The organism is Vibrio sp. R11-SG3-ISO9, assembly GCF_059834255.1.
Genome location: NZ_JCBDGU010000057.1, coordinates 228,301 through 254,625, shown reverse-complemented (window position 1 = coordinate 254,625; position 26,325 = coordinate 228,301). Strand labels below are relative to the sequence as shown.

Annotated in this window: 27 protein-coding genes; 10 read left to right on the top strand and 17 right to left on the bottom strand. The window is 43.4% G+C overall.

Going from position 1 to position 26,325, the window contains the following annotated elements:
* The first annotated feature begins 246 nt into the window (after positions 1-246).
* From AC6R05_RS24390 to AC6R05_RS24380, 3 genes are all read left to right on the top strand, one after another.
* Complete coding sequence (locus AC6R05_RS24390; RefSeq protein WP_500648996.1) at positions 247-2,133, top strand: methyl-accepting chemotaxis protein; 1,887 nt, start codon at positions 247-249, stop codon at positions 2,131-2,133.
* Positions 2,134-2,523: 390 nt separating this feature from the next.
* Entirely contained in the window at positions 2,524-2,673 is a 150-nt protein-coding gene (locus AC6R05_RS24385) for a hypothetical protein (RefSeq protein ID WP_500648995.1), read from the top strand.
* A 223-nt stretch (positions 2,674-2,896) separates the two neighbouring features.
* Complete coding sequence (locus AC6R05_RS24380) at positions 2,897-3,265, top strand: Cif family virulence factor (protein WP_500648994.1); 369 nt, start codon at positions 2,897-2,899, stop codon at positions 3,263-3,265.
* 153 nt (positions 3,266-3,418) lie between these two features.
* Here AC6R05_RS24380 and AC6R05_RS24375 read toward each other — a convergent pair whose 3' ends face one another.
* On the bottom strand, positions 3,419-4,111 hold the full coding sequence (locus AC6R05_RS24375; protein WP_500648993.1) for an SDR family NAD(P)-dependent oxidoreductase: 693 nt from the start codon (positions 4,109-4,111) through the stop codon (positions 3,419-3,421).
* Between the two features lie 94 nt (positions 4,112-4,205).
* Complete coding sequence (locus AC6R05_RS24370; RefSeq protein WP_500648992.1) at positions 4,206-4,772, bottom strand: nuclear transport factor 2 family protein; 567 nt, start codon at positions 4,770-4,772, stop codon at positions 4,206-4,208.
* A 263-nt stretch (positions 4,773-5,035) separates the two neighbouring features.
* On the opposite strand from AC6R05_RS24370, the gene AC6R05_RS24365 reads away from it, so the two are divergent.
* Complete coding sequence (locus tag AC6R05_RS24365; RefSeq protein ID WP_500648991.1) at positions 5,036-5,950, top strand: LysR substrate-binding domain-containing protein; 915 nt, start codon at positions 5,036-5,038, stop codon at positions 5,948-5,950.
* 76 nt (positions 5,951-6,026) lie between these two features.
* On the opposite strand, the gene AC6R05_RS24360 is transcribed toward AC6R05_RS24365, so the two are convergent.
* Genes AC6R05_RS24360 through AC6R05_RS24345 form a run of 4 tightly spaced genes read right to left on the bottom strand, consistent with a single transcriptional unit; the run spans position 6,027 to position 10,370 of the window.
* A complete protein-coding gene (locus AC6R05_RS24360) occupies positions 6,027-6,614 on the bottom strand; it encodes a nucleotidyltransferase family protein (protein WP_500648990.1) in 588 nt (195 codons plus the stop codon).
* A 3-nt stretch (positions 6,615-6,617) separates the two neighbouring features.
* Positions 6,618-7,658 (bottom strand): XdhC family protein, encoded by a 1,041-nt coding sequence (locus AC6R05_RS24355; RefSeq protein ID WP_500648989.1) that lies wholly within the window; start codon positions 7,656-7,658, stop codon positions 6,618-6,620.
* Positions 7,659-7,705: 47 nt separating this feature from the next.
* A complete protein-coding gene (locus AC6R05_RS24350; protein WP_500648988.1) occupies positions 7,706-9,895 on the bottom strand; it encodes a xanthine dehydrogenase family protein molybdopterin-binding subunit in 2,190 nt (729 codons plus the stop codon).
* 16 nt (positions 9,896-9,911) lie between these two features.
* Positions 9,912-10,370, bottom strand: coding sequence for a (2Fe-2S)-binding protein (locus tag AC6R05_RS24345; protein ID WP_150873198.1), 459 nt, complete (start codon positions 10,368-10,370; stop codon positions 9,912-9,914).
* Between the two features lie 222 nt (positions 10,371-10,592).
* Here AC6R05_RS24345 and AC6R05_RS24340 point away from each other — a divergent pair, with 222 nt between their 5' ends.
* A complete protein-coding gene (locus AC6R05_RS24340) occupies positions 10,593-11,759 on the top strand; it encodes a hypothetical protein (RefSeq protein WP_500648987.1) in 1,167 nt (388 codons plus the stop codon).
* A gap of 33 nt (positions 11,760-11,792) precedes the next feature.
* On the opposite strand, the gene zigA is transcribed toward AC6R05_RS24340, so the two are convergent.
* Entirely contained in the window at positions 11,793-13,001 is a 1,209-nt protein-coding gene (gene zigA / locus AC6R05_RS24335) for a zinc metallochaperone GTPase ZigA (RefSeq protein WP_500648986.1), read from the bottom strand.
* Positions 13,002-13,123: 122 nt separating this feature from the next.
* Here zigA and AC6R05_RS24330 point away from each other — a divergent pair, with 122 nt between their 5' ends.
* On the top strand, positions 13,124-13,549 hold the full coding sequence (locus AC6R05_RS24330; protein WP_500648985.1) for a TraR/DksA C4-type zinc finger protein: 426 nt from the start codon (positions 13,124-13,126) through the stop codon (positions 13,547-13,549).
* Positions 13,550-13,611: 62 nt separating this feature from the next.
* Here the strand turns inward: AC6R05_RS24330 and AC6R05_RS24325 are convergent, their stop codons facing one another.
* Complete coding sequence (locus AC6R05_RS24325; protein WP_500648984.1) at positions 13,612-14,457, bottom strand: enoyl-CoA hydratase/isomerase family protein; 846 nt, start codon at positions 14,455-14,457, stop codon at positions 13,612-13,614.
* A 213-nt stretch (positions 14,458-14,670) separates the two neighbouring features.
* On the opposite strand from AC6R05_RS24325, the gene AC6R05_RS24320 reads away from it, so the two are divergent.
* Positions 14,671-15,561 (top strand): LysR family transcriptional regulator, encoded by an 891-nt coding sequence (locus AC6R05_RS24320; protein WP_500648983.1) that lies wholly within the window; start codon positions 14,671-14,673, stop codon positions 15,559-15,561.
* Between the two features lie 122 nt (positions 15,562-15,683).
* Here AC6R05_RS24320 and AC6R05_RS24315 read toward each other — a convergent pair whose 3' ends face one another.
* On the bottom strand, positions 15,684-16,907 hold the full coding sequence (locus AC6R05_RS24315) for a low temperature requirement protein A (RefSeq protein ID WP_285401242.1): 1,224 nt from the start codon (positions 16,905-16,907) through the stop codon (positions 15,684-15,686).
* 295 nt (positions 16,908-17,202) lie between these two features.
* Here AC6R05_RS24315 and AC6R05_RS24310 point away from each other — a divergent pair, with 295 nt between their 5' ends.
* A complete protein-coding gene (locus tag AC6R05_RS24310) occupies positions 17,203-18,231 on the top strand; it encodes a metal-dependent hydrolase (protein ID WP_500648982.1) in 1,029 nt (342 codons plus the stop codon).
* 81 nt (positions 18,232-18,312) lie between these two features.
* Here the strand turns inward: AC6R05_RS24310 and AC6R05_RS24305 are convergent, their stop codons facing one another.
* The 3 genes from AC6R05_RS24305 to AC6R05_RS24295 form a co-directional block, all read right to left on the bottom strand.
* Positions 18,313-18,951, bottom strand: a complete 639-nt coding sequence (locus AC6R05_RS24305) for a LysE family translocator (RefSeq protein WP_285466258.1) — start codon at positions 18,949-18,951, stop codon at positions 18,313-18,315.
* 51 nt (positions 18,952-19,002) lie between these two features.
* Positions 19,003-19,833 (bottom strand): helix-turn-helix domain-containing protein, encoded by an 831-nt coding sequence (locus AC6R05_RS24300; RefSeq protein ID WP_500648981.1) that lies wholly within the window; start codon positions 19,831-19,833, stop codon positions 19,003-19,005.
* A gap of 95 nt (positions 19,834-19,928) precedes the next feature.
* On the bottom strand, positions 19,929-20,453 hold the full coding sequence (locus tag AC6R05_RS24295; RefSeq protein WP_500648980.1) for a GNAT family N-acetyltransferase: 525 nt from the start codon (positions 20,451-20,453) through the stop codon (positions 19,929-19,931).
* Positions 20,454-20,582: 129 nt separating this feature from the next.
* Here AC6R05_RS24295 and AC6R05_RS24290 point away from each other — a divergent pair, with 129 nt between their 5' ends.
* A complete protein-coding gene (locus AC6R05_RS24290; protein WP_500648979.1) occupies positions 20,583-22,133 on the top strand; it encodes a glutamate synthase-related protein in 1,551 nt (516 codons plus the stop codon).
* Between the two features lie 178 nt (positions 22,134-22,311).
* Positions 22,312-22,680, top strand: coding sequence for a VOC family protein (locus AC6R05_RS24285; RefSeq protein WP_500648978.1), 369 nt, complete (start codon positions 22,312-22,314; stop codon positions 22,678-22,680).
* A gap of 214 nt (positions 22,681-22,894) precedes the next feature.
* On the opposite strand, the gene AC6R05_RS24280 is transcribed toward AC6R05_RS24285, so the two are convergent.
* From AC6R05_RS24280 to AC6R05_RS24260, 5 genes are all read right to left on the bottom strand, one after another.
* Positions 22,895-23,443 carry a DUF3332 family protein gene (locus tag AC6R05_RS24280; RefSeq protein WP_500648977.1) on the bottom strand — a complete coding sequence of 183 codons (549 nt, stop codon included), beginning with the start codon at positions 23,441-23,443 and terminating at the stop codon, positions 22,895-22,897.
* Positions 23,444-23,459: 16 nt separating this feature from the next.
* Positions 23,460-24,131, bottom strand: coding sequence for a hypothetical protein (locus AC6R05_RS24275; protein ID WP_500648976.1), 672 nt, complete (start codon positions 24,129-24,131; stop codon positions 23,460-23,462).
* A gap of 180 nt (positions 24,132-24,311) precedes the next feature.
* The gene (locus tag AC6R05_RS24270; protein ID WP_500648975.1) at positions 24,312-25,178 is read right to left on the bottom strand and encodes a DUF302 domain-containing protein; all 867 of its coding nucleotides are present in this window, start codon (positions 25,176-25,178) and stop codon (positions 24,312-24,314) included.
* 51 nt (positions 25,179-25,229) lie between these two features.
* Positions 25,230-25,724, bottom strand: a complete 495-nt coding sequence (locus tag AC6R05_RS24265; protein ID WP_500648974.1) for a hypothetical protein — start codon at positions 25,722-25,724, stop codon at positions 25,230-25,232.
* Between the two features lie 82 nt (positions 25,725-25,806).
* Positions 25,807-26,313 (bottom strand): chalcone isomerase family protein, encoded by a 507-nt coding sequence (locus AC6R05_RS24260; RefSeq protein ID WP_500648973.1) that lies wholly within the window; start codon positions 26,311-26,313, stop codon positions 25,807-25,809.
* Positions 26,314-26,325 lie beyond the last annotated feature (12 nt).

The following is a 26,325-nucleotide window of genomic DNA, read 5'->3' as shown; positions in this document are numbered from 1 at the left end:
CCCTTCTTCGACTCGTCCATCAAATGGCACTTCATGAGCAGAGATCTATAGCAAGTCATTGTAAACATAAACAACATAGATATTGTGAATTCATTACAAGCTACAGACAATTTTATGGATATTTGAGCTCGGTAACCTAGAAAAGCTAGACTTCGAAGATTATTTAATTCACGCTTAGAAATAAATAGTTACATAATTTTCGCTTGTTCCGAATGGAACTGAATCTAACACTTAAGAAGGTTTACAATGCTTAAGAAACTCTCATTGAAAAACAAACTCGCGATTTCAGCGAGTACGGCCATCATAGTCGGGGGACTACTCGTAGAAGCTTTGTCATTCAATGCTTCACTAAATCGCATGGATGTAGAAGTTGAGCAGCGCCTTGAGAGTACAACGGCATCTTATAATCAATACGTAACTGATTGGTTGCTATCGAAGGAGCGAGCCTTGACTTCGCTGTCTCAAGAAGTCAATAAATCCGCTATCGTGACGCACCTGAAGCAAGTTAGCCACTCTGCAGATTTCGATAACGTATTCTTGGCTTATCAAGATGGTAGTCAAGATAACGCAAATGGCGTTGTGCTGCCGCCAGGAAACGATGACCCGCGTCAATGGGGTTGGTATATCAACGCCGTCGCCAATCCTAGCAAAGTATTTATGGACAACCCAACCGTTGCCGCCGCTACCGGTGCCAATGTTGTCTCTTTAGGTAAAGCGCTCAATCTGCATGGCCAACAGGTCGTGTTAGGTGCTGATGTAGAAATCACTGACATTCTGAACAGCATGGATAAAGTGATCCTTCCTGGCGACGGCTATATGTTCATCGCTAATGAGAAAGGCAATATCTTTACTCATAAAGACACCAAGCTTCTTAATCAGCCGGTGACACAACTGGGCTTAGACTTCGATACCATTCAAAACGCATCACGCAGTGGGCAGGACCAATCAATTTCAATCTCTGGGGAAGAGTACGTATTATACGCTCAGCAGATTGATGGAACGTCACTAACAACCGTTACCGTCATAAACTACGGTTCTTTGGTCGCACCTTTATTTGAGGCTGTGTGGGGTCAAGTATTAGCAACAGCCATCGTAGTAGTTATTTGTACACTGCTATTCAACCTACTTTGTAGCATCCTATTTAGGCCTTTAAACAACGTTTCGCAAGCACTTGAGCAAATTGCCAATGGTAGTGGTGATCTTACTCAGCGAATTGATGTCGAAAGCGAAGATGAAGTGGGTCGTCTCGCCCATAACTTCAATACTTTTGTGAACAGTCTACAAAAGCTAATTGGCCATATCCGAGAGCAAGCGCATCTCATCAATGCACAGTCAGATAACAATACACAGCGTTCCAACCATGCCGTTTCTGAGATTCACCACCAGCAGCAAGAGATCACCATGGTTGCAACGGCGGTAACTGAGCTTGCAAGCGCGACACGCGAAATCGCCTCCAACGCAGAGCAAACGGCCAATGCAGCGCAAGGCTCAACCCAGAGCACCAATAATGGCCAATCTTTAGTACAAAGAACAAAAGGATCAATCAATAACCTTGCGATTGAACTAAATGAAGCAAGTTCTGTTATCAGTGATTTGGATCGTCACGCTCAAGAGATTTCGACTGTACTTTCTACCATTCAAGGCATTGCTGAACAAACCAACTTATTGGCACTTAACGCTGCAATTGAGGCAGCACGCGCGGGTGAGCAAGGTCGAGGTTTCGCTGTGGTAGCTGATGAAGTTCGCGTCCTGTCACAACGAACTCATGCATCCACAGAAGAAATTAAAACAACGATTGATACACTCCAGCAAACCACGACCCGTGCAGTTAGTTTAATGGATAGCAGTTCAGGTTTGGCAAACAAGTCAGTATCAGATGCGGATCAAGCAACCAATGCCCTGAGTGAAATCCATGATGCAGTTTCGTTAATCAGCGACATGGCAACACAAATTGCAACAGCAGCGGAAGAACAAACACACGTCACTGGTGAGATCACACAGAACATTACCTCTATAAAAGACGTTGCCGACGAGCTTGTCATAAGTACTCAAGATAGCTCACGAGAATCAACGAAGTTGAAGCAGCAAGCGCAAGAGCTAACAGACAAAGTAGCTACCTTTAAACTCTCGTAGTTTTTGCAAAAACAGCTCACATTGAAAACGGCCAGGCTAAATACCTGGCCGTTTTTTATACGTAAATTACCCAAAGATCATAAATAACGTTGTAACCTAACGATTAGTTGGCCATTAACCAACACTCTAAAATCAAGCCTTACAGTTTGAATGGTTAGAGTAGCACCTTAAATAATATTGATAATCAACCCCAACAAGTGATTTTAATATTTAAATAGGAAATCAAAAAAAATAGGTACTTATTTTAATCACCAGTGTTAGCTTCTTCCTAACAAACTAATAGCGAACCCTTGCCTTACATTCCATTAGCGTTAACCGATATTATTACTATGTTTATTCAACCTCGTAGATATCGAGATTTAAACGTCATTATCAAATAAGGAAATAAATATGAATGTATCAGGTTCAGCACCAGCACAGGTGCCACAACAAGTTAGCACTCCACCACCTCAACAAGCAGCCCCTCAGCCTGCACCACCTGTTGCTTCTCACAGCTCTGGTGGTGGTTGTAGTGGTCATGGCATTTCTATCTATGTATAGAGTTTAAACAATACTCATCGTGTAAATTACTTCTTGCCTCTGCAAGAAGTAATTTACGGATTTTAACCCTGTTAATGACAAAAAATGCTCAGAATACTTAACCATTGTAATTTAATAAACCAAGCAAGAAAGTACTACGGATAAAGCATTTTTCTTCAATAACTAATATCAAGCAATGTTTAAAGTTATCCCTACTGTTAAATACCAAAAAGAGGGAAAGTGAATGAGATCCTTACTACTTGCTTTAGCTCTATCACCAAGCTTGACCTACGCGCAGCCGCTTCCAACAGCCATTGATTGTTATCAGACTAATACTCAATCAGAAGATATTGATGCCTATATGTCTTGCTTCGCGGAAAATTCTGTCATGACTGATGTTTCACGTAATTTCGAGGGTAAAAATGCCATTAGACGTTGGGCAATCAGAGAGGTAATTCCTTACGGGCGAAGCTTTTCACATGTGAGAATACTAGAGAAAAATGATTCATACGCCAAAACAGAAGTAGCGTGGAGTACTTGGATTGCACATTACCATTATTGGTGGAACAACGACGGGAAGATCACTCGTATGTCTCTTCAATATGCGGAATAACTCGTCTTTATCAGTCCATATACTGCTTTGCGCCTAAATGTCGGTTCCAAGTTCGACCTAAGCGCAGGCCACCCAAATGTTTTGGGTGGCCTTTTTATTTGCGTTCAATTGCCACATTCATAACTATTTCTTTGGTTTTATATATTCCATTAACTACCAATCAATCTGTTTTTTATCTCTGAAAAACTGTCCTGTCGGCCCTTTATCATCCAACGTTGCTAGCCAAACTGCCGTCTCAGCCCCCATTTCAGGAGACCTTGTCGCTGACGCTCCTCCCATACGAGTTCTCACCCAACCAGGGCACAATGCGTTGATTTTGACGCTATCAGGATAGTTGTTTGCAGCAACTTTAGTAATCGCATTTAGTGTCGCTTTACTAATCGAGTACGCGGCAGGGCCAGTGAGTCCATCAGAAAACGCGCCCCACCCGGAAGATACGTTAACAATACGACCATAACCATTGTTTGCCATGCGATTTCCAAAGAACTGGATGAGCTCGAATGCTGCGAGTGCATTAACTTGCATTGAATACATCAAATCTGAACTGCTTAGGTTTGAAAAACCTCTGTCTTCAAGTACGCCTGCATTATTAACAAGGACATCTATCTGAGAATACTCTGCATCAATTTGACGTATTTGTTTACTGAGCTTCTTAGGGTCAGAAAGTTCAAGCAGCACGACTGACACATCTCCGTTAATTTCTCGTGCGACTTTAAGTCCGTCTTCTTTATCACGACAGGCAAGCAGTACTTTCACTCCCTTCGCTGCCAATGATTCGACGATCGCTTTTCCGATACCTCGATTACCGCCCGTAACCAAGGCTATTTTCTGGCTTGTTTGTTTCATATTCCACCTCAAGCTAAACAGCCTGTTACTAAGGTAACAGGCTGATTTAATATTCAATAACACGACACAATATCGATTGGCTGAATCATGGTTTTTACTTCATGGATTGAGCGAATTTTTCGAAGAACTTGTCAGACTCATAGAGATTTCCTGAGAAGTTTTGAACGCGTTTGATTTTGCCGTCTTCAATTTGATAGAGAAGGATCCAGTTCAAATCAACGTTCTCATCTGCATTTGAGCTCCAGCCTCGGTGCGCATCAATAACGTAAGTATCGTTCGCCGCAAGAATCATTACCTCGGCAGCAAAGCCAGCTTTGCCAAGTTGATTAAAGAAAGCGACAAACTCATCAATACCACGTTTAGTGCCCGCAAGTTGGTGGCGGCCAGGTATATGCCACTCTACATCTTCCGATACAAACTGCTTCAGACCTTCCATGTCACCTTCACCGTAAGCACCAAAAAAACCTTGTACAACTTTAAGCGCATCGCTGTTTTCCGAGCCAGAGGCCACAGGGTTGGCTGGCTTTGGCCACAGTGCTGGATCGTTTATCTCAACCGCATCCTGAGCAGCTTGTGGGTTGTTCATTGGCATTTCACCAGCGAATGCAGTTGTAGAAAAAAGCCCTGCAAGTAACAGCGAGCGAGTAAATACATTTTTCATGTTGTTTGTCCTCTGTTGTAAGGTTACGTTGTTCAGACGGTTGCCACCGAGTAGAACAATATTTCAGAGCTACCTGGAGCATCAACAGTGACAATTTCACGCTAAAGATGTTGGGTCGCCTAAGTCACTTAAAATAAGAGCAAACTAGAAAATTACTCATCTGTTGATGAATCTATTCTAGGTTATGGATTGATAAATTAAAGATGACACAAGACTACTAGACTGTTAGGCTTTTCCTTACGAAAAGCAAAATGGATTTAGCGATGAAAGGTGCAGGAGCAAGTTATAATCAAATCGTAATTTTTCACAGTATTGCGAAGGAAGGCAGTATTCGAGGAGCTGCTCGTAAGCTAGAAATGGCCGCGCCTTCTGTCAGCCAATCGCTCAAGCTACTAGAGAAAAAATTAGGACTGCCTTTATTCAGTCGCTCAACGCGACAAATGAGCCTAACCGAAGCGGGGAAATTTTTACTGGAAAATACCACCGATGCGATCGCTTCTCTCGATTATGCATTAGAAGGTGTCCATGACTTATCCCACGCCCCTTCAGGAAAAGTAAGGATGACGGTCCCTCGGTTTGTTTATCAAAGCGTTATTCGCCCTATCTTCCCCGAGTTTTGCAAGTTATACCCAGATATCGAACTCGAAATCTCAGTATCAGACACGTCAGTGAATATTATTAAGGAAGGGATAGACGTTGGCATTCGCTTCGGAGATCGAATTGAAGAAGGCCTTGTCGCCAGAAAACTGACCGACCCAGTGAAAGAAGCCCTTTTTATATCACCAGACTACAAGCAGCAATATGGCATTCCTAAAGTTCCGCAGGATCTACAGCAACATAAACTGATTCAATATCGTTTTGGTGCCTCAAACAAGCTGGCCCCACTTCTACTCGATCAAGATGGAAGCTCTATTACTGTCGAGATGCCCCTAGCCATGATAGTGAACGATACCAATATCAGTATCGACGCAGCGAAAGCTGGGATTGGTATTGGTCGGTTCTTAGCAACGTTGACAGAGAAGCACTTCAAAGACGGTACTTTAATACCGATTCTTGAAGACTACTGGCATGAAATCCCTGGGCTTTACGTTTATTTTTCTCAAAATAGTCAGAAAGCGAGAAAAACGCGCGTGCTTATCGATTTCTTGATTGAGAAAGCGAAACTCAATGAGATCTAGATGATAGGTTTCCTCCATCAATCACGAGTGAAGAGCACTTTAATGATGGGATGCTCTAGGTTCTAAGTGTTAAGTGTTAGGCGTTTAGGCTATTCCAGCGGTCAAGGTCGGCTTTGGTATCAATGTCGACCTCAGCACTCTTTATCTGTATCGCTTTTACTGCGTCTTCAGTACAAAGGATTTTTTTGGCTCCACTATCGCCACTCAACGACATCAATTTCGAAAAATATCGCTTAGGAAAAAGTGCAGGCACGCCACATTGACCAGCGTATTGAGCACAGACAATCTGACTCCCGTCGTATTCGGAAACAAGCAATTTGAACGTTTCGGATGTCAATGCCACTTGGTCTGCGAGAGTCACCAATATTGCGTCATAATCATCTGCTAAGCAGCCAACACCGAATGCGATAGAGTGACCAATGCCAAGACTCCATTCAGAACAATAAAGTAGCTCGCATGGTGGAATTAACGCCTGGCGTTTTTCATGTTCAATATCGTCGTGCCAGCGACCCGTAACAACGTAAACATCGCCAACCTCGCTTGTTGTGGCGTTCACAATAGAGTGAGATAAAAGGCTGTCCCCTGAACTCATTTGAGCTAGCAGTTTACAGCCATTAAACCTTTGGCTTTGTCCTGCCGCTAAAATCATGATTGCTAACTTCATCTTTTAGCTGGCTGCTCGTTTTAGGCTTTCGTTTTCGGGTAGCACGCCACTCAATGACGCAGCCGTTGTTTGGCTCATTGCCGCTTGGCACTCAGCAAGAATGGATAAAGCGATGGTTTCCGGTAACTCCGCTCCAATATCCAACCCAGCAGGCCCTGCGATTGGAACACTCAATTCATCGACCGCTAAGCCTGAGTGTGACAATACGCGATCTCGTCGGTTGATGGGCCCGAGTAAAGCGATGTAGCTCAGCGATACACTCTTCAAAGCGAACAATGCTTTACTATCTAATTCTACATTGTGTGTCATCAGAATTGCCGCTTGCACCGTATGTTCTTTGCAATAGCGTGTTAGTTCCTCTTCACTGCAGGCCAACCGCTGTTTCACTTCAGGGAAGTACTCTGGTCTTGCATTGGCGGGTCTCGGATCCCATATCGTGACTTCCCACCCTAACTGGAGAGCAATATTAGCCACAGGTCGTGCATCAATCCCACCGCCAGCAATAAGCAAGTGAGTTGGAGCCTCTACTTGCGTCGAAAGCCACAAACCCTGATCATCTTTGATCAATTGAGTGTTTGATGTCGTACTTCTGAGCCGAACCGCACCTGTACTAAAGTTCACATAAACTTCATCAATCGCTATTTTTTGAAGATACTCGCCCTTACGACGTTCTTTCATCGCAGCGAACAAATCGGGCAGGCAAAGATAATTGTTCTCACTAGAGATGGGCTGAAGCAATACATGAACCGTACCACCACACCCAATTCCTAACTGGAACGCAAGATCGTCCTCGTCACTCCCATCATAGGTTAAGGTTTTTGGCTTTTTAGTCAGCATGACCTTACGTGCTTGCAAATGGATATCCGACTCTAAGCAGCCGCCACTTAACATACCAAGCTGTTCACCCGAATCACTAAAGAGCATCATTGCGCCTGCTTTTCGGTAAGCAGGCCCTTCCGTTTTGAATACAGTCCCCAATACCCAATTAGATTGGTCTTTTTTTGGAAGCCATTGCGACAGAATATGAAATAAGTGATTCGACATATTACTTCCCATTCCCTTGTCTGTTATTCGACGTGTACTGCCTTACCCTAGCCTTTAAGGTTAAGGGGCAATACATGCTGTCTTTTGCCAGTAAGGGCAGCAAACGCGTTTGCTACAGCGGGCGCAACAGGTGGAACACCCGGCTCGCCAACCCCTGTAGGTGCCTCTACCGATGGTACGATATGAACTTCGACTTCCGGCATCTGGTTGATGCGTAGTACTTGATAGTCATGGAAGTTTGACTGATTTACCTCGCCACCATTACCCAAAGTAATCGTACTCATTAGGGTTGGAGACAAACCAAAACCAACACTGCCTTCCATTTGTGCTTTGATGACATCTGGGTTTATTGCAACGCCACAATCGACCGCACACACCACTCTATCGACACTCAACATGCCATTTTTCATCGAAACTTGAGCGACCTGCGCGACATAGGTAGCAAACGACTCATGAACAGCAACACCAAAGGCACTTCCTTCTGGTAGTGACTTACCCCAGCCAGCTTTTTCTGCTGCGAGTTTAAGGACACCTTGCCAACGAGGGTGTTTCTGTAACAGCTTCATTCGATACTCAACCGGATCTTTGCCTGCCTTCACGGCCAGCTCATCGATCATCGTTTCAACGGCAAATGCTGTGTGCGTACTACCAACAGATCGCCACCATTGCACCGTAGGGCCCTCTTTAACCGTTGTTAATTCGAGAGAGAGGTTGGCAATGTCATAAGGGTTATTCGACGCGCCCTCGACCGAAGTCGCGTCAATGCCATCTTTGACCATAAAGGCTTCGAAAGCGGTGCCCTGCAGAATAGATTGACCAACGATATGTTGCTGCCAAGCATTGATATGGCCATCAGCATCTAAACCAGCTTTGACTCGATGGACATAAGCCGGTCTGAAGTAACCTGCGCGGGTGTCATCTTCTCTACTCCAAACAAGCTTTATCGGCGTGCCCTTTTTCTGTTTTGCAATTTCGACGGTCTCTAATAAGTAATCCGATCTTGGGTTGGCTCTTCGTCCGAAACTACCACCAGCTAACAACATATTGATGGTGACTTGCTCCGGCTTAATACCCAGTAAGTTTGCAATGTTCATCTGGTCGACTGTCTGAAGTTGCTCACCATTCCAAACAGTACAAACATCATCAGAAACTTGCGCGACACAGTTCATCGGCTCCATGGTTGCATGCGCCAAGAAAGGAAACTCATAGGTGTTATCAATCACAACGTCTGACGACTCGAGAGCTTTAACAGCATCACCATCAATTCGAGCTGGCAGTCCCGGTTTCTTTGAGAGTTCCGTGTACTCTTCCATTATCTGAACGGAGCTTTTTTTGAAGGCCTTACTCTCATCCCAAGATGCAACGAGTAGGTCTCGTCCCTTTTTTGCGCTCCAATAATCAGTAGCTAATACAGCAACCCCAGTTGGAATGGTAATGACGTCAACAACACCCGGAGAAGCTTTCGCGCTTTTAGAATCGACCGATTCCAGTGTCGCGCCGAATTTAGGCGCATGAAGCACCATAGCAGTCAGCATGTCAGGTAATTTGAAATCTTGAGTAAATATCGCCGTGCCATTGTTTTTCCCTGTATCTTTTCGACTGAGCTTGGTTCTACCAATCAAAGTAAAATCTTCTGGCGATTTAAGTGGGACGGTACTTGGGTCGGGAACTGGCATTTTGGCAGCCTCTTCGGCCAAGTCACCAAAACTGGCTTGTTTACTCCCATGGCTAACCACGCCCGAAGAGACAACAATTTCATCGGAACTTACGCCCCACTTTTTCGCAGCAGCAGCCACCAACATAGACTTGGCCACAGCACCGGCAGTTCGTAATTGCATGTAAGAGTTGGCGATTGCGGTACTACCGCCCGTTCCTTGCATAGGGCCCCACAACGTGTTGTTATAACGCGAAGCATCCGCCGGTGCACCCTCAGGCACCATTTGTTCCCATGCCGCATCTAATTCTTCAGCAACAAGTGTCGTTAACCCTGTGTAAGTTCCTTGACCCATTTCAACGTGTTTGATCATCACAGTCACGGTGTTATCACTGCCAATACGAACGAACGCATTTGGTTCAAACGATACATCTGATGCCGACTGTTCGGATGCAAAGGCCTTTTGATTGGTTATCGAAACACCTAGAGTTAACCCTGCTCCAACACCACCGATCAATTTAAGAAAGTCACGGCGACTAGTAGCAACTTCTTGTGTTGCCATTGATAAAGACATTAAGCGCATAATCGTTCACTCCATCTCACGACAACTTTGTTGAAGCTTGTTTGATTGCATTGCGAATACGAACATAGGTAGCGCATCTGCACACATTACCCGCCATAGCAGCATCAATATCATCGTCCGTCGGGTTTGGGTTTTGCTCTAAAAGCGCAACTGCCGACATCACCTGACCTGATTGGCAATAACCGCATTGCGGGACCTGAAGTTCGTCCCACGCTTCTTGAACTACTTTTGCTGCAGGGCTCTCCACCCCTTCAATCGTAGTGATTTTTTGCCCAACCGCAGCTTGAACAGGTGTAATGCAAGAGCGAATAGCCTGCCCATTCAGGTGAACAGTACATGCACCACACAATGACATGCCACAACCAAACTTAGTGCCGGTCATAGAGAGGTGATCTCGAATCACCCATAGGATTGGAGTATCTGGAGTTGCATCGACACTTACATCGACACCATTTACGTTAAGAGTTAATGCCATGGAGCTTCTCCTGCTCGCCGAAATTTACGTATACACAGTCATAACCTAAGGCGAAAACCGCTGTGTATACTCCCTTCGATGTGGCTGACCTAAAAGAGCCATAGTGCAAATTATAGACAAGACTGGACACTGTGCTTAAAGATGGAACAGGTTAATATCTAATTGTAAACGATTTACATTATCGATAAAGTAAAGCCTTTAAATACTAATAAGTTATGGATAATGACAAACGTTAAAAAGGCTCTACGTATCATATTCGCAGTCGGTGTTGGCTATGCCTCAGGTGCCTACTTTCATCACACACCGTCAACAAACATCAAGCCTGCAGAGGTTTTCACTGCAAAAACACAGACACAACCCGTCAAGAGAATAGAAAGTAATGACGGCACTTCAGACAATGGGGAAAGATTACCCAAACCTCCTGAAACGTTTCCAAAATTTGTCAAAGAAACCCTCGATGACTATGGTTTTGATTTGGCCAATCTTACGGAGCAGCAGTGGTCAGAATTCATAAGCTTATCGGCCATTGATTACTTTTCAGAGCAACTTAGTCCAGAAGTCGTGCTTTACATTGCAATGACTCTCAACGACCAAGAACTGATAAGCAAACTTATTGATCAAGGTGTCGATATCGATAAGCGTGTAAAAATACAAAATTTTAGCTATCCGTTACGTTTTGCAGCAGTAAACTCAAACATCGAGTTATTTTCGCAACTGGTTGATGCTTCACAAGACATCAACGCAAAGATCTACAGTCCGCTGATTCGAATGATCAGTCGCTCCAATCAAGAAGTGAGTGTTCAGCGTGAGAAAATTGATTATCTACTCGCATCTGGTTACGAGCTCATCGATACCTATAAACACATCATCCCGTTAGTCACTTTTGGTGATGCAAATAATAACCCCTATATTGCGGAACAACTCAGCAGGTTTGACCCAAACCGAAAGGGAAATGGTGGTCTGGCTTTAGTAAACTTGATTGCTTCAGGTGCTAGTGACGATATAGTGATGACAATGATAAACAAGCTTGATCGTAACTTAGATGAGGATGATGCTAGCAGTCTTATATTTGCGGCTCTACGTTCAAACGATATAAAACAGGGCAATACTATCACGGCACTTTTCAACACTGGTATCAACCCAAACCTAAATGGTCCCACTGAAGTGCCCTTCGCTGCAACAGCATTTATGCAAGCCGTTACAGCAAAAAATGATAAGAGCTTTGACCAAGCTATAGAGAAACTTGACGCCGTGGTGGCTGCTGGTGGGAAGCTAACCAACGATAGAGTAACAATAGAACTCGTCAACCAAGCCATCGACTCTTTCAAAAAGTCGAGCGAAGAGGCATACCCTGATAAATATCGAATTCTAGAAGCATACATCAAATAGTTGAGAGTTAGGCACAGCACCTAACTCTCAACATCACTCTCCCCATTTTGGAAACGGGTCTTCGAAGGTCAGCCAGTACTGCTGGCCTTCATCCATTTCTTTATCAGTTAACAAACAATCATTCAGTGCCTGTGTTAACCCGTCTTGATCAAGCCCTTGACCAATGAATACAAGCTCTTGTCGTTTATCACCAAATGGTTCTTGCCAGTGCTGATAGATTGCTTCTAAATAATCGGGATCAGTTGGCCATTGATCTTTCGGGACTGATTGCCAAAACATACCGGCTAAACCATGGCGTGCGATACCACCCGCCTGGCTCCATTGCCCAACGAGTTCCGGCCTTGTTGCCAACCAAAAATACCCTTTCGACCGTATTAAGTTTCCGAAAGGACGCATCTCATGAAGTAGTCGATAGAACTTTTCTGGATGGAACGGTCGCCGCGCAACGAAATTAAAACTCGATATACCATACTCTTCTGTTTCAGGTATGTGCTCACCACGCATCTCCTTTAACCAGCCTGGAGCTTGTTGAGCACGTTCGAAATTGAACAAGCCTGTGTCGAGCACTGCGTCTAACGTAATTTCACCATTTGAGATAGGAATGATTTGAGCATGGGTATTAAGTGTTTTAAGGATAGCCTTCAGTCTTTCGACTTCATCTTCACCTGCGAGATCGGTTTTACTAATTAATATTACATCGGCAAATTCAACTTGATCGACAAGCAAATCAGATACACTTCTTTCGTCCTCTTCACCCAAAGATTCGCCCGCTTCACTTAACTGCTTTGCTTCATCATAGTCTTTTAGAAAATTGACGGCATCAACCACGGTAACCATTGTATCTAGACGAGCGACATCCGATAGTGACAGGCCATTATCATCAGCAAACGTAAATGTCTCGGCAACAGGTAACGGCTCAGAGATGCCCGTGGATTCAATTACTAGGTAATCAAACCTACCGTTTTGAGCAAGCTTCCCCACTTCTTCTAAAAGATCCTCTCTCAGTGTGCAGCAGATACACCCGTTACTCATCTCGATCAGTTTCTCTTCACTTCTATTTAAAGAGACTTCATCTTTAACAATCGCAGCGTCAATGTTTATTTCACTCATATCATTAACGATGACCGCGACTTTTCTATTCTGTCGATTATTAAGGATATGACTAAGTACTGTTGTCTTCCCCGCACCAAGAAAACCTGACAGTACGGTCACTGGCAGTCGATTTTTATTTAGTGTATCCATGTGCTAGCCTTACATTGTTACGTTATAACATAACTCATTATAGTTTAAGCTCTATAGTTTTACAGCCATAGAAATATCCTTGTAGCAACACTGATGGACCCAATAGATACTGGAGTAAGACAATGGAAGACGAGAAACAACTCCTATTAACGGAAGAACAAGTTCTGGCTGCTCCAGATTCGGATTATATGAACAGAGACCAACTCCGTTTCTTTGAACGTAAACTTCAAGAGTTGCATGAGACAACAAGGCTGCATATCGAAAAGGCTAAGGAAAGCATCGTATCGCCGATGGAATTCAGTGATGATAACGATAGAGCCTCGAGCGAGGAGCAGTCGGCAATCGCGTTAAGAATTATAGACAGGGAACAGAAACTCTTGCCTAAAATTCAGCAATCAATAGAACGAATTCATACTGGTGAATATGGTTATTGCCTCGAATCGGGAGAGCCGATCGGAATACCTAGGTTGCTCGCGCGACCCACCGCTGAGTATTGTGCAGAAGTGAAGGCACAAAAAGAGACTAAGGAGCATCAATTTAGGGGTTAGCACCAAAATAAAAAAGCTCCTGAATATCAGCAGCTTTTCTTGGACTGGTGATCCATGTTGAACTAGTTGATGTCTTGAACCTTCATCACTAGGTCTTCCCAGTTGCGCTGGTTTTCCATGTCGTGCTCTAGACCTTGGTCGTCCGCAATCTGAAAACGCTTAACGGCTGCTGTTTTACTTGTCGCTTGGTATAGCCAGTATGCTTCCGCTTTCAATGCTTCATCAATAGGCTTATCAATTGATTCATACACCATTTGTTTACAAACATTGATAGATTCCGCAGGGAACTTAGATATACGCTGTGCTAGCGCATCAACATAAGGACCAATCTCGTCTGGTTCCAGTGCCTTGTTGATTGTGCCGTAGGCCTCTGCTTCGTCCGCATCGAAATCACGGGCACTAAGCACTATCTCAAGTGCACGACCAAGGCCCACTTGACGAGCCATACGTGATGCGCCCCCGCCACAAGGCAGAATACCCATACCGACTTCCATCTGCATGAATTTAAATTTACCACGTGCTGCGAAGCGCATATCTAACGCGAGAGCTAACTCATGACCGCCTCCACGAGCAAAACCTTCTAGCTTGGCGATTGTAGCTTGCGGAACTTTACTGATTCGCTCACAAACGGCCTGCAGATCCAGAAGCTGTGCATCTTCACGTGAAACCGCTTCAGTCGACATGTCTTTGAGTAACTCAGTATCGTAGTGACAAACCCACACTTCAGGGTTTGCTGATTGGAAGACAACCACCTTCGTCTCACGGTCACGCTCCAATCTCATTGCCAGACTATTTAAGTCTGCGAGCATCTCTTGCCCTTGAACATTTACCGTACCAAAATCGAACGTAACAGTTAGAATTCCGTCTTTCTGGTCTGTTGTAAATGTCTGAAATCCTGAATATTTCATAATTTACTCTCCATTGATTGTCTTTAATATGAATGGCAAAAAGTGTGTCACCCAATAAATCCTATGGCGTTACTTCTCCCACAACAATCAACAAGAATTACAATCTGTATTAACGATAATTAAATAATCTATTTATCGTTTTAGGCTTAGTATATAAACAACTGAGCGCTAACCTCACTCGCTCGCATCATTGAAATATAAGGATTGTAGTGAATGAATTTAGAGCACCTACGGTTATTTGTGCGTATTGCCAGTACTCACAATATCAGCCAAGCGGGCAAAGAGTTGGGCTTATCTGCACCAGTAGCAAGCATGCACATCAATAAACTTGAGGAGAGCATTGGAGCTAGACTTATTCATCGCACCACACGTAAGGTTTCGCTCACGGAAGAGGGAGAAGCCCTTTTGCCCTATGCGGAAGAGATCATCAGTAGTGTGGATGCAGCTAAAGCCAATGTAGGTACAGGAAAGGCCTGCCCGAAAGGCACGCTCAGAATCACAGCCCCAGCTTCGTTTGGCCGTATGCACTTGATGCCAGCTTTGAAAGGCTTTTTAGCACAATACCCTGACCTATCTGTTGATATACGACTAACGGATTCTATGGTCGATCTGATTGAAGGTGGCTTTGACGTTGCAATTCGAAATGCGGATTTAAAAGACTCAACCCTAATAGCCAAAAAGCTCGCCACAGACAAACGAATCATGGTCGCTTCTCCTGACTATATCGCCACACATGGTAAACCTAAACACCCATCAGAACTCAAGCATCATCAGTGTATAAACCAAACTGGTCTCGAGTCTTGGACCTTCGATACCCTAGAGGGTGTGATACATATTAAGGTAAAAGGAAAAATCAAAGTCGATCACGGTGAGGCGGTCCGAGATGCAGCGATTGATGGCATGGGTATCGCTATGTGCGCCACTTGGATTGCCTACCAACAATTACTTGATGGTAGCCTAATCGAATTGCTAGAAGACTATACCTTGATGGACGACTCAGATGTTTGGGCGGTTTATCCAAGCTCTAGGCTTCTCGCTCCAAAAGTCCGTGCCTTCGTCGACTACTTTTCTGAATATTACGGTACGCCGCCCTACTGGGACTAATCCCGAGCAAGTAGAGCCTTAGCGCATTAGTTTCAGAATTTGGCTACAACCAGATTAACCTTTGCTCCCGAGATGTTCATTGAACCGTAAAACGAGTGCTCTTACGGTTCAAACTAAAGAGCTTATTCAAGTTCACCTTTGGCTTCTTGCTCTGCTTCTCGAGTTAGCGTTTTGAATGCGGTTCTGACAGGGATAAAGATTTGTGAAAACAATGCTAAGCCCCAAAACGCATTCCCAATAAACGAAGGGACAAATGACACAATAGCAAGAGTCACAAAACAAAGAGCGATACCGATATATCGAACCTTCGCAGTTGCGAAACGGTGGGCAGTTCGAAGTTCAATCACCTCTTGGATCTTAAGCAAACAATAAAGATAGGTCGCTAAGCCCAAACATCCAATCAATGCATATTTGAATGGGTATTGATCCATAAAACCTATTTTCACTTCCGCAGATAGGGCAACGCCAATCGTTACCGAAGAGAGCATCAAGAACAGATGTGCGACCGTCCATTTCACCAATGTTTTCGGCTTTGTATCACGAGGTTTTCCATTGCCAACAAAATCAAAGTAGATCCAGCACAATAGGAAAATAGAGAGGCCACCAAAGGCGTAGTTTACAAACACATCACCCACGACATTATCAATGCCCTTGTCAGCAAGAGTAATGACCAGCTTGAAAAAACCTTCCCCGGCGACGATGAGTAGCAACAGTGCAAAACGCTCCGCCATATGACCGAAACGCGGCAAGAAGCGCTCATTGTAGAGGACACCCACCTTTGGTGCGACGTAGAGTGCAGCTAACACCAACATACCCACACCAAACGCTAGATAGTTATATGGCGCAGGAAGAAAAGCACTCACAAAGAAGATAGCGGAACCAATGGCAAAGTTGCGAGACATACGGCCTGGCAGACAAGTTTCACTGTCTCCCACCGCTTTAGCTCGGTAGTAAAGCAGAGACATGATCGCTCGATTTATCGCATAGCCTATCGCGAAGTACGCCCACCCAGCGCCATCAATATGTACGATAGAAGAAGACATGATCATAATAGTGACGATCTGCGCAGCCATAATATAGCGATGCTGAACATCGGTACTAACATAAATGGAGTTAAAAAGGCTTAAATCAAACCACGCAAACCAGATCACAGTGAACAGTGCAGCGAAAATAGCGAACCCGGTAAAACCGAGGTGATGACTTAAAAAGTTACCAAGGACGAATATAGACACCACATGAGCTAAATCGTAAAAAAGCTCAATCCAATGTACATGATCATTACTACTATCGGCATCAAGATGATGCTTTGGCTTACGCCACAACGGATGCTTCTTGGCTAAATCCATACATTCATACCCTAGATATCAGTATTTAGTTCTGTTTATGGGATTTATTATGGTAACCACCTAAAATATTTCAAGAAGTATATTTCCGGTAACTTGCTGATTCACACTCCTCTTTTTCATTATTGGAAGTATCTTGAAGATTGAAAAGTCGGCCAATGTTCAGAGTGTCCGGTCGGCAGCTATGTAAAAGTAGGTAAATATAGAGGCCAGAGCGCACTAGATATTTGACTCGACGACCGGTTCAACTTACTTTTTGAACCACTGTTACTTTTAACGATATTCAAATACGGTCGATATGGATTCTGTTACTCAAGCTGCGCTCGGTGCGACGGTCGCGGGCGCTATTGCTGGAAAACGCTGTAATGCGAAGGTTCTACTCGCTGGAGCCGCCTTAGGAACGTTGCCTGATTTAGATGTTGTTCTGGATTATGGCGATGCGGTTCAAAATACCATTAAGCACAGAGGCTTTAGCCATTCTTTACTAACACTCCCACCATTAGCATTTCTGATTTCATGGTTGTATTGTGTCCGTTACTCAGATTCTTTCTGGACACTAGCGAGAGTGTTCTTCTTGACGGTGAGTGTCTTAGTAACACACACCTTGTTAGACGCGATGACAACCTATGGCACACAGCTTATTTGGCCGTTTGAAGGGTATTTCGAGCTTCGCAACGTGTTCATCATAGATCCTTTGTATACATTGCCATTGTTGTTTGCCATTGGTGTAGCTTTGATTTTTAAACACAAAGGCGGACGATGGTGCCAAGGTGTTGTATTGCTCTCCACTCTTTATCTGGGTTGGGGTTACGCGTCACAACAAGTGATTGCCGATCGAGTTGAACAAAACTTAGCCGCGCAGAACCTCCCTAACCAACAGGTTCTCATTACGCCAACAGCATTTAATACTTTCCTGTGGCGTGTTGTAGTTATGGATGATGGGCAATACTGGGAGGGGTTGGCGTCGGTTCTTGATAGCGACAATAAGATTGATTTCATCTCTCGTCCACTCGGCAACTGGCCTCTAGAAGAGAAACCAAATACGCTAGAAGGACTAAAAGCATTTTCCCACAACTACTTGAACTATCGCGTTGAAGACGACACGTTAATTGTTTCTGATTTACGCCTAGGGATGGCAAACAACCTTTCATTTGAGTTCGTATTTGCGGAGAAAGATAGCGATGGCGAATGGAAATTACTTGAAGCGACTCAACGCTACCCAAGTGAACGAGGCCTAGATATGCTCGCTCCGCTTTGGCAACGTTTGAAAGGCGATCAGACTATTGATGCGAACTTACAGACAATGGAAGTGAGCTATCAGAGATAAGATGCGGTGATTGCTCGATAGATTGGTCTATTGAGCAATCATAACTGAGAAGTGAACTGCGCAAAGTCAGTCAGGTATGGCTTACCTTAAAAAAGGGGAAACAAACAAAGCCATGCCAAACAAAGCCAACGTTAGCCCTGCACCACGTTCGATAATGTAAATATAACGGCTAAGCGACTGATGAACGCTAGGGTGACTGATGGTCGCTGCAATAAGCAGGTCCCAAAATAAAACCGCAAAGAACATCCAAATCCCACAAGAGACCTGTTGAATCAGCGTTACCTCACTACCTAATATGACCGTCAATAAGCTCATATAAAACAGAGCGTTCTTAGGATTAAGTAACGCTGAGTTTAACCCCATTACAAGCTGCTTCAGAGGTGATGGTATGGCCTGCTCGTCAGAAGAAAGCTTTGTTTCACCCTTTTTGCTTCTTAGTAGAACTGTTCCTAACCACAATAGATAGATCGCCCCTAAGATTTCGAACACCGTATAAATCAATTCATTATCACGGATGCTTGTCCAGCCAAAAATAGCCACACCAATATAGATCGCGTTACCGAGTGCAACGCCAAGGCAAATAAACCGGCTGCCCTTTAATTTGTGTCGAATCGAATGAGCAACTATTAAGAAAAAATCTTGCCCCGGGCTTAATAAAGCAACGAAATGTGCCAATGCTAAGGCAGGAAAAGCAGCAGGTAGAAATGAAGAAAACAACATAATAAATATCCATAGTAAAAACCTACCAGTCACTATGAATATTTTGGACTACTAATTATTGTCGAAAATTGATCTAACCTGTTGATATTGTCTTGGCGTAGAGGCCGTATAATTGACAAACGCTTTATGCAATTGACTCTGGTCAGAAAACCCTACCTCCACGGCAACATCAACAATCGACTTACCACTTTTCAGTAAGAACTTAGCTTTTTCTATTCGATGATTGTTCAGAAATGCTTTAGGCGTGATACCAAAATAACGCTTAAAACGTCTGATCAGAGTTTCTTTCGTTTGACCAAACTCGCTAGAAAGTGTGTCTAATGACGGTGGAGACTCCACATCTTGCAGCAATCGTTCCCTGACCTCTAGAGCTAAGGTATCTTCAATAGATTGCGCTCGTATAGGTGAACTATATCGACTAAGTATGTCGAATAATATGTTCTCAACCGTCGAAGCATTCTCCACTGAGTCATGTTCAAGTAACTCATCCATAGCGCTTTCAAGTGGGCAATCGAACAGCTGCAATGTATCTTGGTCAACAACAAAATCTACTACGTCATAGCCATATAAAGTTGATAAGGTTTCGCAACACCAGTTGCTATCTATATAGAGCATATAGTAGCTGCGAGGGCTTTTGTTGAGTGGGTTACACGCGTGAACTAAATTAGGTTCAATCAATATCACTTCACCTTTGTTAAGAACCAAATCTTGTTCTGGCAAAGAGAGGCACGTCGACCCAGTTTTTATTATTCCGATGGAAAGTTCAGAGTGATAGTGATCTTTATAGCTTTGAGTACTCTTTTGGGTTGTGCGAACAGTCAGGTAAGGCGCATACTCACTTACCCAATAACGTTGACTAATATCCTTTGTCGTATTGTCCATCTGATTGCCTTGGTCGTGAAAAGATTTCTTACTTACGAAAATCGGGGCTGACTTTTAGGTCCTCAACCCAAAGCCTTCCTCAAGAGAAAGTATCATTATTCTTCCCACTCTGAGCGCAAGACACCGTATTTAATTGAGTCATAATATTCGCCCTCAAAGTAGCGGACTTTGCGCAGCCTCGCTTCTTGTTGAAAGCCCAGTTTAGAGGCAAGTGACATCATTCGTGGGTTACCCGACCAAGTTGTTAGGCCAACCCTCTCAATTTCTTTGGTGGCAAATAGGTAAGAAACCCAAAGTGAGACAGCGAGTGCTGCAATACCCTTGCCCCAGTAATCGGCATCATAAATGACCACGCCCGCTTCTAACCAACGCGTCTCCTCACACTCCCAATAACAGTTAACTGTTCCAATCGGGATATCATTCGCGGTAATAAGTTGTATTTCTGTGCCCGCTAGTAACCGCCGAAAAAACGATGCTTCAAACTGCTCAAGCGTTGGGTGTGAGTATGAGAAATAAGGGCCATTGTATTTCGTCCACTCATTATTTGAGGTCACTAAAGCATGTACCTCAGTCAGTTCTCTGGCTTTGGCTGGTCTTATATTTATCCGTTTCTGTTCCACTCTATATCCCTATTCTGTTATCCAATCTATGGAGCCCTTCCACCGAGCTTAATTGCAATATTCGCGATGTCCAACTTTACTTTAGCCTGATAGCAAACCATAAAAAATAAATAATATATGGATGTGATGATGAGCAAACCAATAGTCGCGAGTAACAAACCTATCAAGGTTGAACTGAAGGCTAACCAAGAGTACTACTTTTGTACTTGTGGACGGTCAAAAAGCCAACCTTTCTGTGATGGTTCTCATGCGGGAACTGACTTCAAACCCAAAGCTTTTACGGCTGAAGAGAGTGGTGACAGCTACCTCTGCCAATGTAAACACTCCCAAAACCTCCCCTTCTGTGATGGCTCACATAAGCAATTTTCTGATTCTGATATAGGAGCTGAAGGCCCGGGCGTACAAATTCAAACTGTTGATGCTATGCCTGTAGCAACAGCGACCAAGGTTGAACCTACGGTGGAATTTATCCACCAGCTGGCTCGGGAAGGCTTATCTAAGATGGGGCATCACGGCCCTATGACTTCCATGGGCGTGCCAAGACACTTGCTTCCCCATTGGGACGATATTCAAGTTATGGTCGCTCAAATGGCAACTAAACCGCTGATGGAAGACGTTCCCGTTTCCACAGAATTAGTCATCGGCCCTCAGGCGAAAAAGCCGCTGAAACTCAAAATACCGCTGTTCGTATCTGACATGAGCTTCGGCTCACTTTCTGAAGAGGCAAAAGTATCTTTAGCAACCGGTGCGGAGCTGGCTGGAACAGGCATTTGTTCCGGAGAAGGTGGCATGCTCCCCGAGGAACAAGCGGCCAATAGCCGATATTTCTACGAATTAGCCAGTGCCGGATTTGGATTTGAAGAGTCTAAGTTGAAAAACGTCCAAGCCTTTCACTTCAAAGGAGGACAAGGTGCAAAAACAGGAACGGGAGGCCACCTACCCGGAGCCAAAAACATCGGTAAAATAGCGGAAGTGCGAGGCATTGAAGCGGGGACCTCCGCAATTTCGCCACCGACATTCAAAGACCTAAATACCGTTGAGGACTTTAAGAAATTTGCCAACCGCGTACGAGAGGTCACTGGTGGAATACCAATAGGTTTTAAACTGAGTGCCAATCATATTGAGGAAGACATCCAGTTCGCACTTGATGCAACGGCAGACTATATCATTCTTGATGGTCGCGGCGGTGGTACAGGGGCCGCCCCAGAGATGTTTAGAGACCACATTAGTGTACCCACAATCCCCGCTTTAGCGAGGGCTCGAGCTTATCTTGACAAGGTTGGCGCATCAGGCCGCGTGACACTCATTATCACTGGCGGTCTTCGTGTACCAATGGACTTTGTGAAGGCTATGGCATTAGGAGCAGATGGTGTCGCGATTTCCAACAGTGCCATGCAATCTATCGGCTGTGTCGCGGCAAGAATGTGTAACACCAATAATTGCCCAGCAGGCATTGCAACCCAAAAAGCCGATTTAAGGCAACGTCTTAATGTAGAAAAAGCCTCGAATCAATTGAAGAATTTCTTCGAAGCATCGACCGAGTTGATGACGGTAATGGCGAGAGCCTGTGGTCACAATCATCTCAATCAATTTAACCCCAACGATCTCGCGACTTGGAACCGTGAAATGGCACACCTCTCTGGTATCAAATACTCTGGCTACACTTTAACTGGTCAGTAAGCTTATCGGGCAGTTTCACGCTGCCCTTTCTCTCAAATTGTAATTACTCAAACCTATCGTTTTTTCTAACCACTTCACTCTCCTCACTGCCCACTTCTCATAAATTAGATAAGTCTTTGTTTACTTGTGGTCGGTCTGATTAAAATGGCATCAATATACATCGCAAAAGGGTCTAAAAATGATTAGCCATTTCGATCATATTGTTCTCACAGTTTCTGATATAGAGAGAGCCGTCGAGTTCTACACGCGTGTGTTATGCATGGAGGAAGTGACTTTTGCCAACGGTCGCAAAGCTGTTAGATTTGGAAACCAAAAGATTAACTTTCAATTGTTAGGACAAGAACCACGAAACATCGCCAATGTGGGTTCTGGTGATCTCTGTTTAATTGCCAATTGGCCATTGGAACGAGTTATTGCTCACTTGGATAAAGAAAACATCGAGATCATTGAAGGTCCGGTCGCAAAATCTGGTGCCGTTGGCGCAATCCAATCCGTGTACTTTTCAGATCCCGATAAAAACTTAGTCGAAGTGAGTGTCTACCCTTAGTATTCCCGTTAACTCGCCGTCCTGGCAAATCATTCGAAGTTTAGAACTGCGAGCTAAGTACATCATTATGAAGTGCGTCTGTTCAAAAGTCCCACCAATAGCGACCAAGGAATCTGTGGTTCGCTGTCGCCCACTAGAATGAGTAACAGCACTTAAAAAGGACGCATAGTTAACGCGTCCTTTTTCGCAAACGTTAGCCTAAAGTGGCGATTTATTATGAGTTGACTTCAAACGCTTCTGACAATGCTTCCACTGTTGTTTCAGAGACAAGTTCGCCATCCATAAAATACTTAACGTTAGAGCCCTCTTTCACACCGGTAACCGTTGAAGAAGTACTATCTAAATAAGTGACTTCCATTTCAATGGTGTTTTCATCAAGAGTTCTTATCTGGCTATCTTCGATATTTTGGTAAGTCAAAGGATCGATAGGCGCATCACGTAACGAAGGGTCAAGGTCGCCATTTACTTCAATCATTGTCTCGACTTTACTGTCAAAGATATGCGGCGTTCCATCAAATGGATTTGATCCCGTCCAAAACTCAATAGAGTTAACAACAAAATAATCTGCGAGTGTTGTAAAACCATAAACAGGCGCTAATAAGAAGTTAACACCACCACGAGCATAACGGTTATCGACAACCTTAACGTTGAACTCCATTAGTTTCTTAGTCGTGAAATTACTACCGACACAACCAGAAAGGACTGGAGCCAATAGTAAAATGCCGGTTAGCCTAAATGTATTATTTTTACTTAAAAATTTCATTTCATCTACCTACAGATTAAAATAAGTAACCAAATTCAATACCCACAGAGGTATCGTCAAATTCATACATGGTAACGGATGCATTCACATCGATATTGCCGTTAGTCCAACCCAAAGCATTTTCAAATACGCTGTCATAGTCAGAATCCAAGAAGTAGGTAAAATCACCGCGATAATACATATTACCAAAAGGAACTAACACACCCGCTTCTAAATCAAAACCATCACTGTAGTCACCGCTAGAATAATTCGCACCCACATTCCAAATGCCAAATCCTGCATCAGCCACATAGTTACCACCAACCGTCAGGTTGTCGTAATCTCCAGAGACATTCCACTCACCGTCTAAAACAATGTTATTCGATAAGTTATATTGGCCTGACAGTGTCACGGCATCATAGTCAAAAGCACTGTGATAATCAGAACTAAATGTACTGTAGCCCAGACTTACACTGGCTTTATCATTGATACCATATGTCCCTTCCAGCGACAGTTGGTCGCCGTTTTCAAAACTGTCGTAACCGGAAGTAATATTACTCTGAACATTTCTAATATCTTGGCTATGATAGTTTTTACTATCTTGCGCTACTTGCTTAATATTTTCATTCGTTGCTTGGTCATTTGCAGATACTGCGCCAGAAAAAGAAAGAATAAATAGCGAAGATAGTGTTACTAATTGTGTTTTCATGGTTTTCCAAAAATTAAATTTCGATGCCGATACTGGCAATATTAATATTGACCTATTAATCCATTAAATTAGCCATTGGTTTTTAAGTAATAAGAAGCCACACCATCCTTTCGTCAAGCATGGCTTCTTATTTAGGGGGATATTTAAATGTTATTTACAGCAATAAACGTGAGGGATTGATTATTTTTCTATCGCTCCACTAAGTGTTTTTGCTAGTCGATAGTTGATGATTTTATGGGGAATAGCATTGTCTCTATAATGAAGTTCAGACATATCGACAATATTATTGTAAGAAACCAGCACTTGATCATTCTCTTCTGTCACCAATACTTTTTGGCCAAAAGCATCCAGTCCAATGCTTGGAAAGTCCGTCATTGCTTTTGCGCCAGGTGCTGGCCCACCAAACACCAACAAAGTCGAGTTTGGTAATGATTCACCAATTGATTGTGCTCTAGCCTTAAAGTCCCAGTTCATGAACCAAACGGTATCATCTTGAGCAAGCACGTCTCGTTTAATATTTGCTAACGTGGTGTCGAAATCATACTCTGAAACTATTGTTTCAATGCCGTAGTTCTTTGTTAAACCGTCATTCTCAACGGGTACCACTTTATTTAATCCACTGGTTAGTTCTGCCGTATGTTGTGCATATCTCTCAAGTAAGTCTTTATCCTTAATGCCATGGCGCTTCTGAATAAACTGTTCGTCGGTATAGACTGCTTTCTGTTGACCGTCTTCAACGTAGTTCAACACACGAAATGGAAGATCCAAACCTACTTGCAAATCCTCTTTTAACAATTGAGTATTCAGTTCATCATCGCTATAAAAGTCCACTCTACTTGGCGCTAAATACTCACCAGCTTGTTCAGCTAGTCGAGAGTGATCAATAGTAAGAACTTTCTCTAACTCTAGCTTTTCAGCATTACGATCAACCATCAAAACACTCTCATCAACAGAGTTCAGTTTGTTTTGATAATTAACAGGATCAACGGTCGTTTCACAGCCCAGAAGCGGAAGAACAGATAACATAACGAAAGATAATTTTTTCATGTCTGGCCTCTCTTAAGTTCGACAAGTGATAAAAATAAATAACAGCCTCGACTACTGAATATCATGGTCTATAACAAAATCCTTTAGCACCGAATAAGCTCGGTTTCGTTCACCATTGTTTAGATGAACAAGGTATCCATACAGCGCTCTTTCATGCTCAACCATATAGGTCATTTCCTCTTCATAACCCCTAGGACTAAAAGCTTGAATTTCTTCCAATTGGCGAACAAATCGCTCAGCACTTCCTTCTAGGTACCGTGAACCTAGGTACGGCATCATTCTCAATGAAAGTATGACCGTTTTTGCAAATAGCTTATCTTTACAACCAATAGAGCTATCAACATTAAATTGCTGCCGAACTGGGCTCATCACCTTGGTATTGTGATGCTCCATTTTACTCAAAAGGTCCAAACTATCGGCGGTCATGCTACCTGGAGGGTTTTTCTTTAATTCAGAAAACACCTGCTTACCCAAGTTTCGAAATAGCAATTCATACTTAAGTCCTTTCGAAAAGGTTTGGTACTCTTTTTGATTAATGCTGATCATCGTATTATCCCCACTCATTGCTTTGAAGGGTTGTAGTATTAAAACCATGAGAGTTAGGTGTTTTACCCAAATTGACTTCTCTTTATAACAAATCATCAACTGGGTTCTCACCAAGCCAAATGTTACTCAATGCAATGCTCTGTTTAGACGTTGAGTGAGTCTGATAAATAACGTTACTATTATGTTGAACCTGCATAGTTTGCCCATTATAAATAATGGCGATCTCGTCTTTTTCTAAAAGTGATACTGACAAGCTATTCACTAATTTTTGAATGCTAGGATCATTAATATTGATCCCTGAGTTCGAGTCTTCTAACGCGTCAATGGCTGCTGTTCTTACTTTCTCTTGCGTTAATTTTTCGGGTATAAACGTCAATATTAGTGCCGAGTCACCTCGTTCATTTTGTCGATGACTAATATCGTAATAATCGACAAACCATAACGTTCTAGTATTGTTTTTTACCACATGATAATGATCGTATGACCACGATTCGTATTGGTTATGCAAAGGGTCAGTTGCTAACTCTTCTGCAAACGTTTCTTTTACCAACATCAAAGCTATCAATAAAAACGTAATCTTGTATCTCATTACTATCGCTTC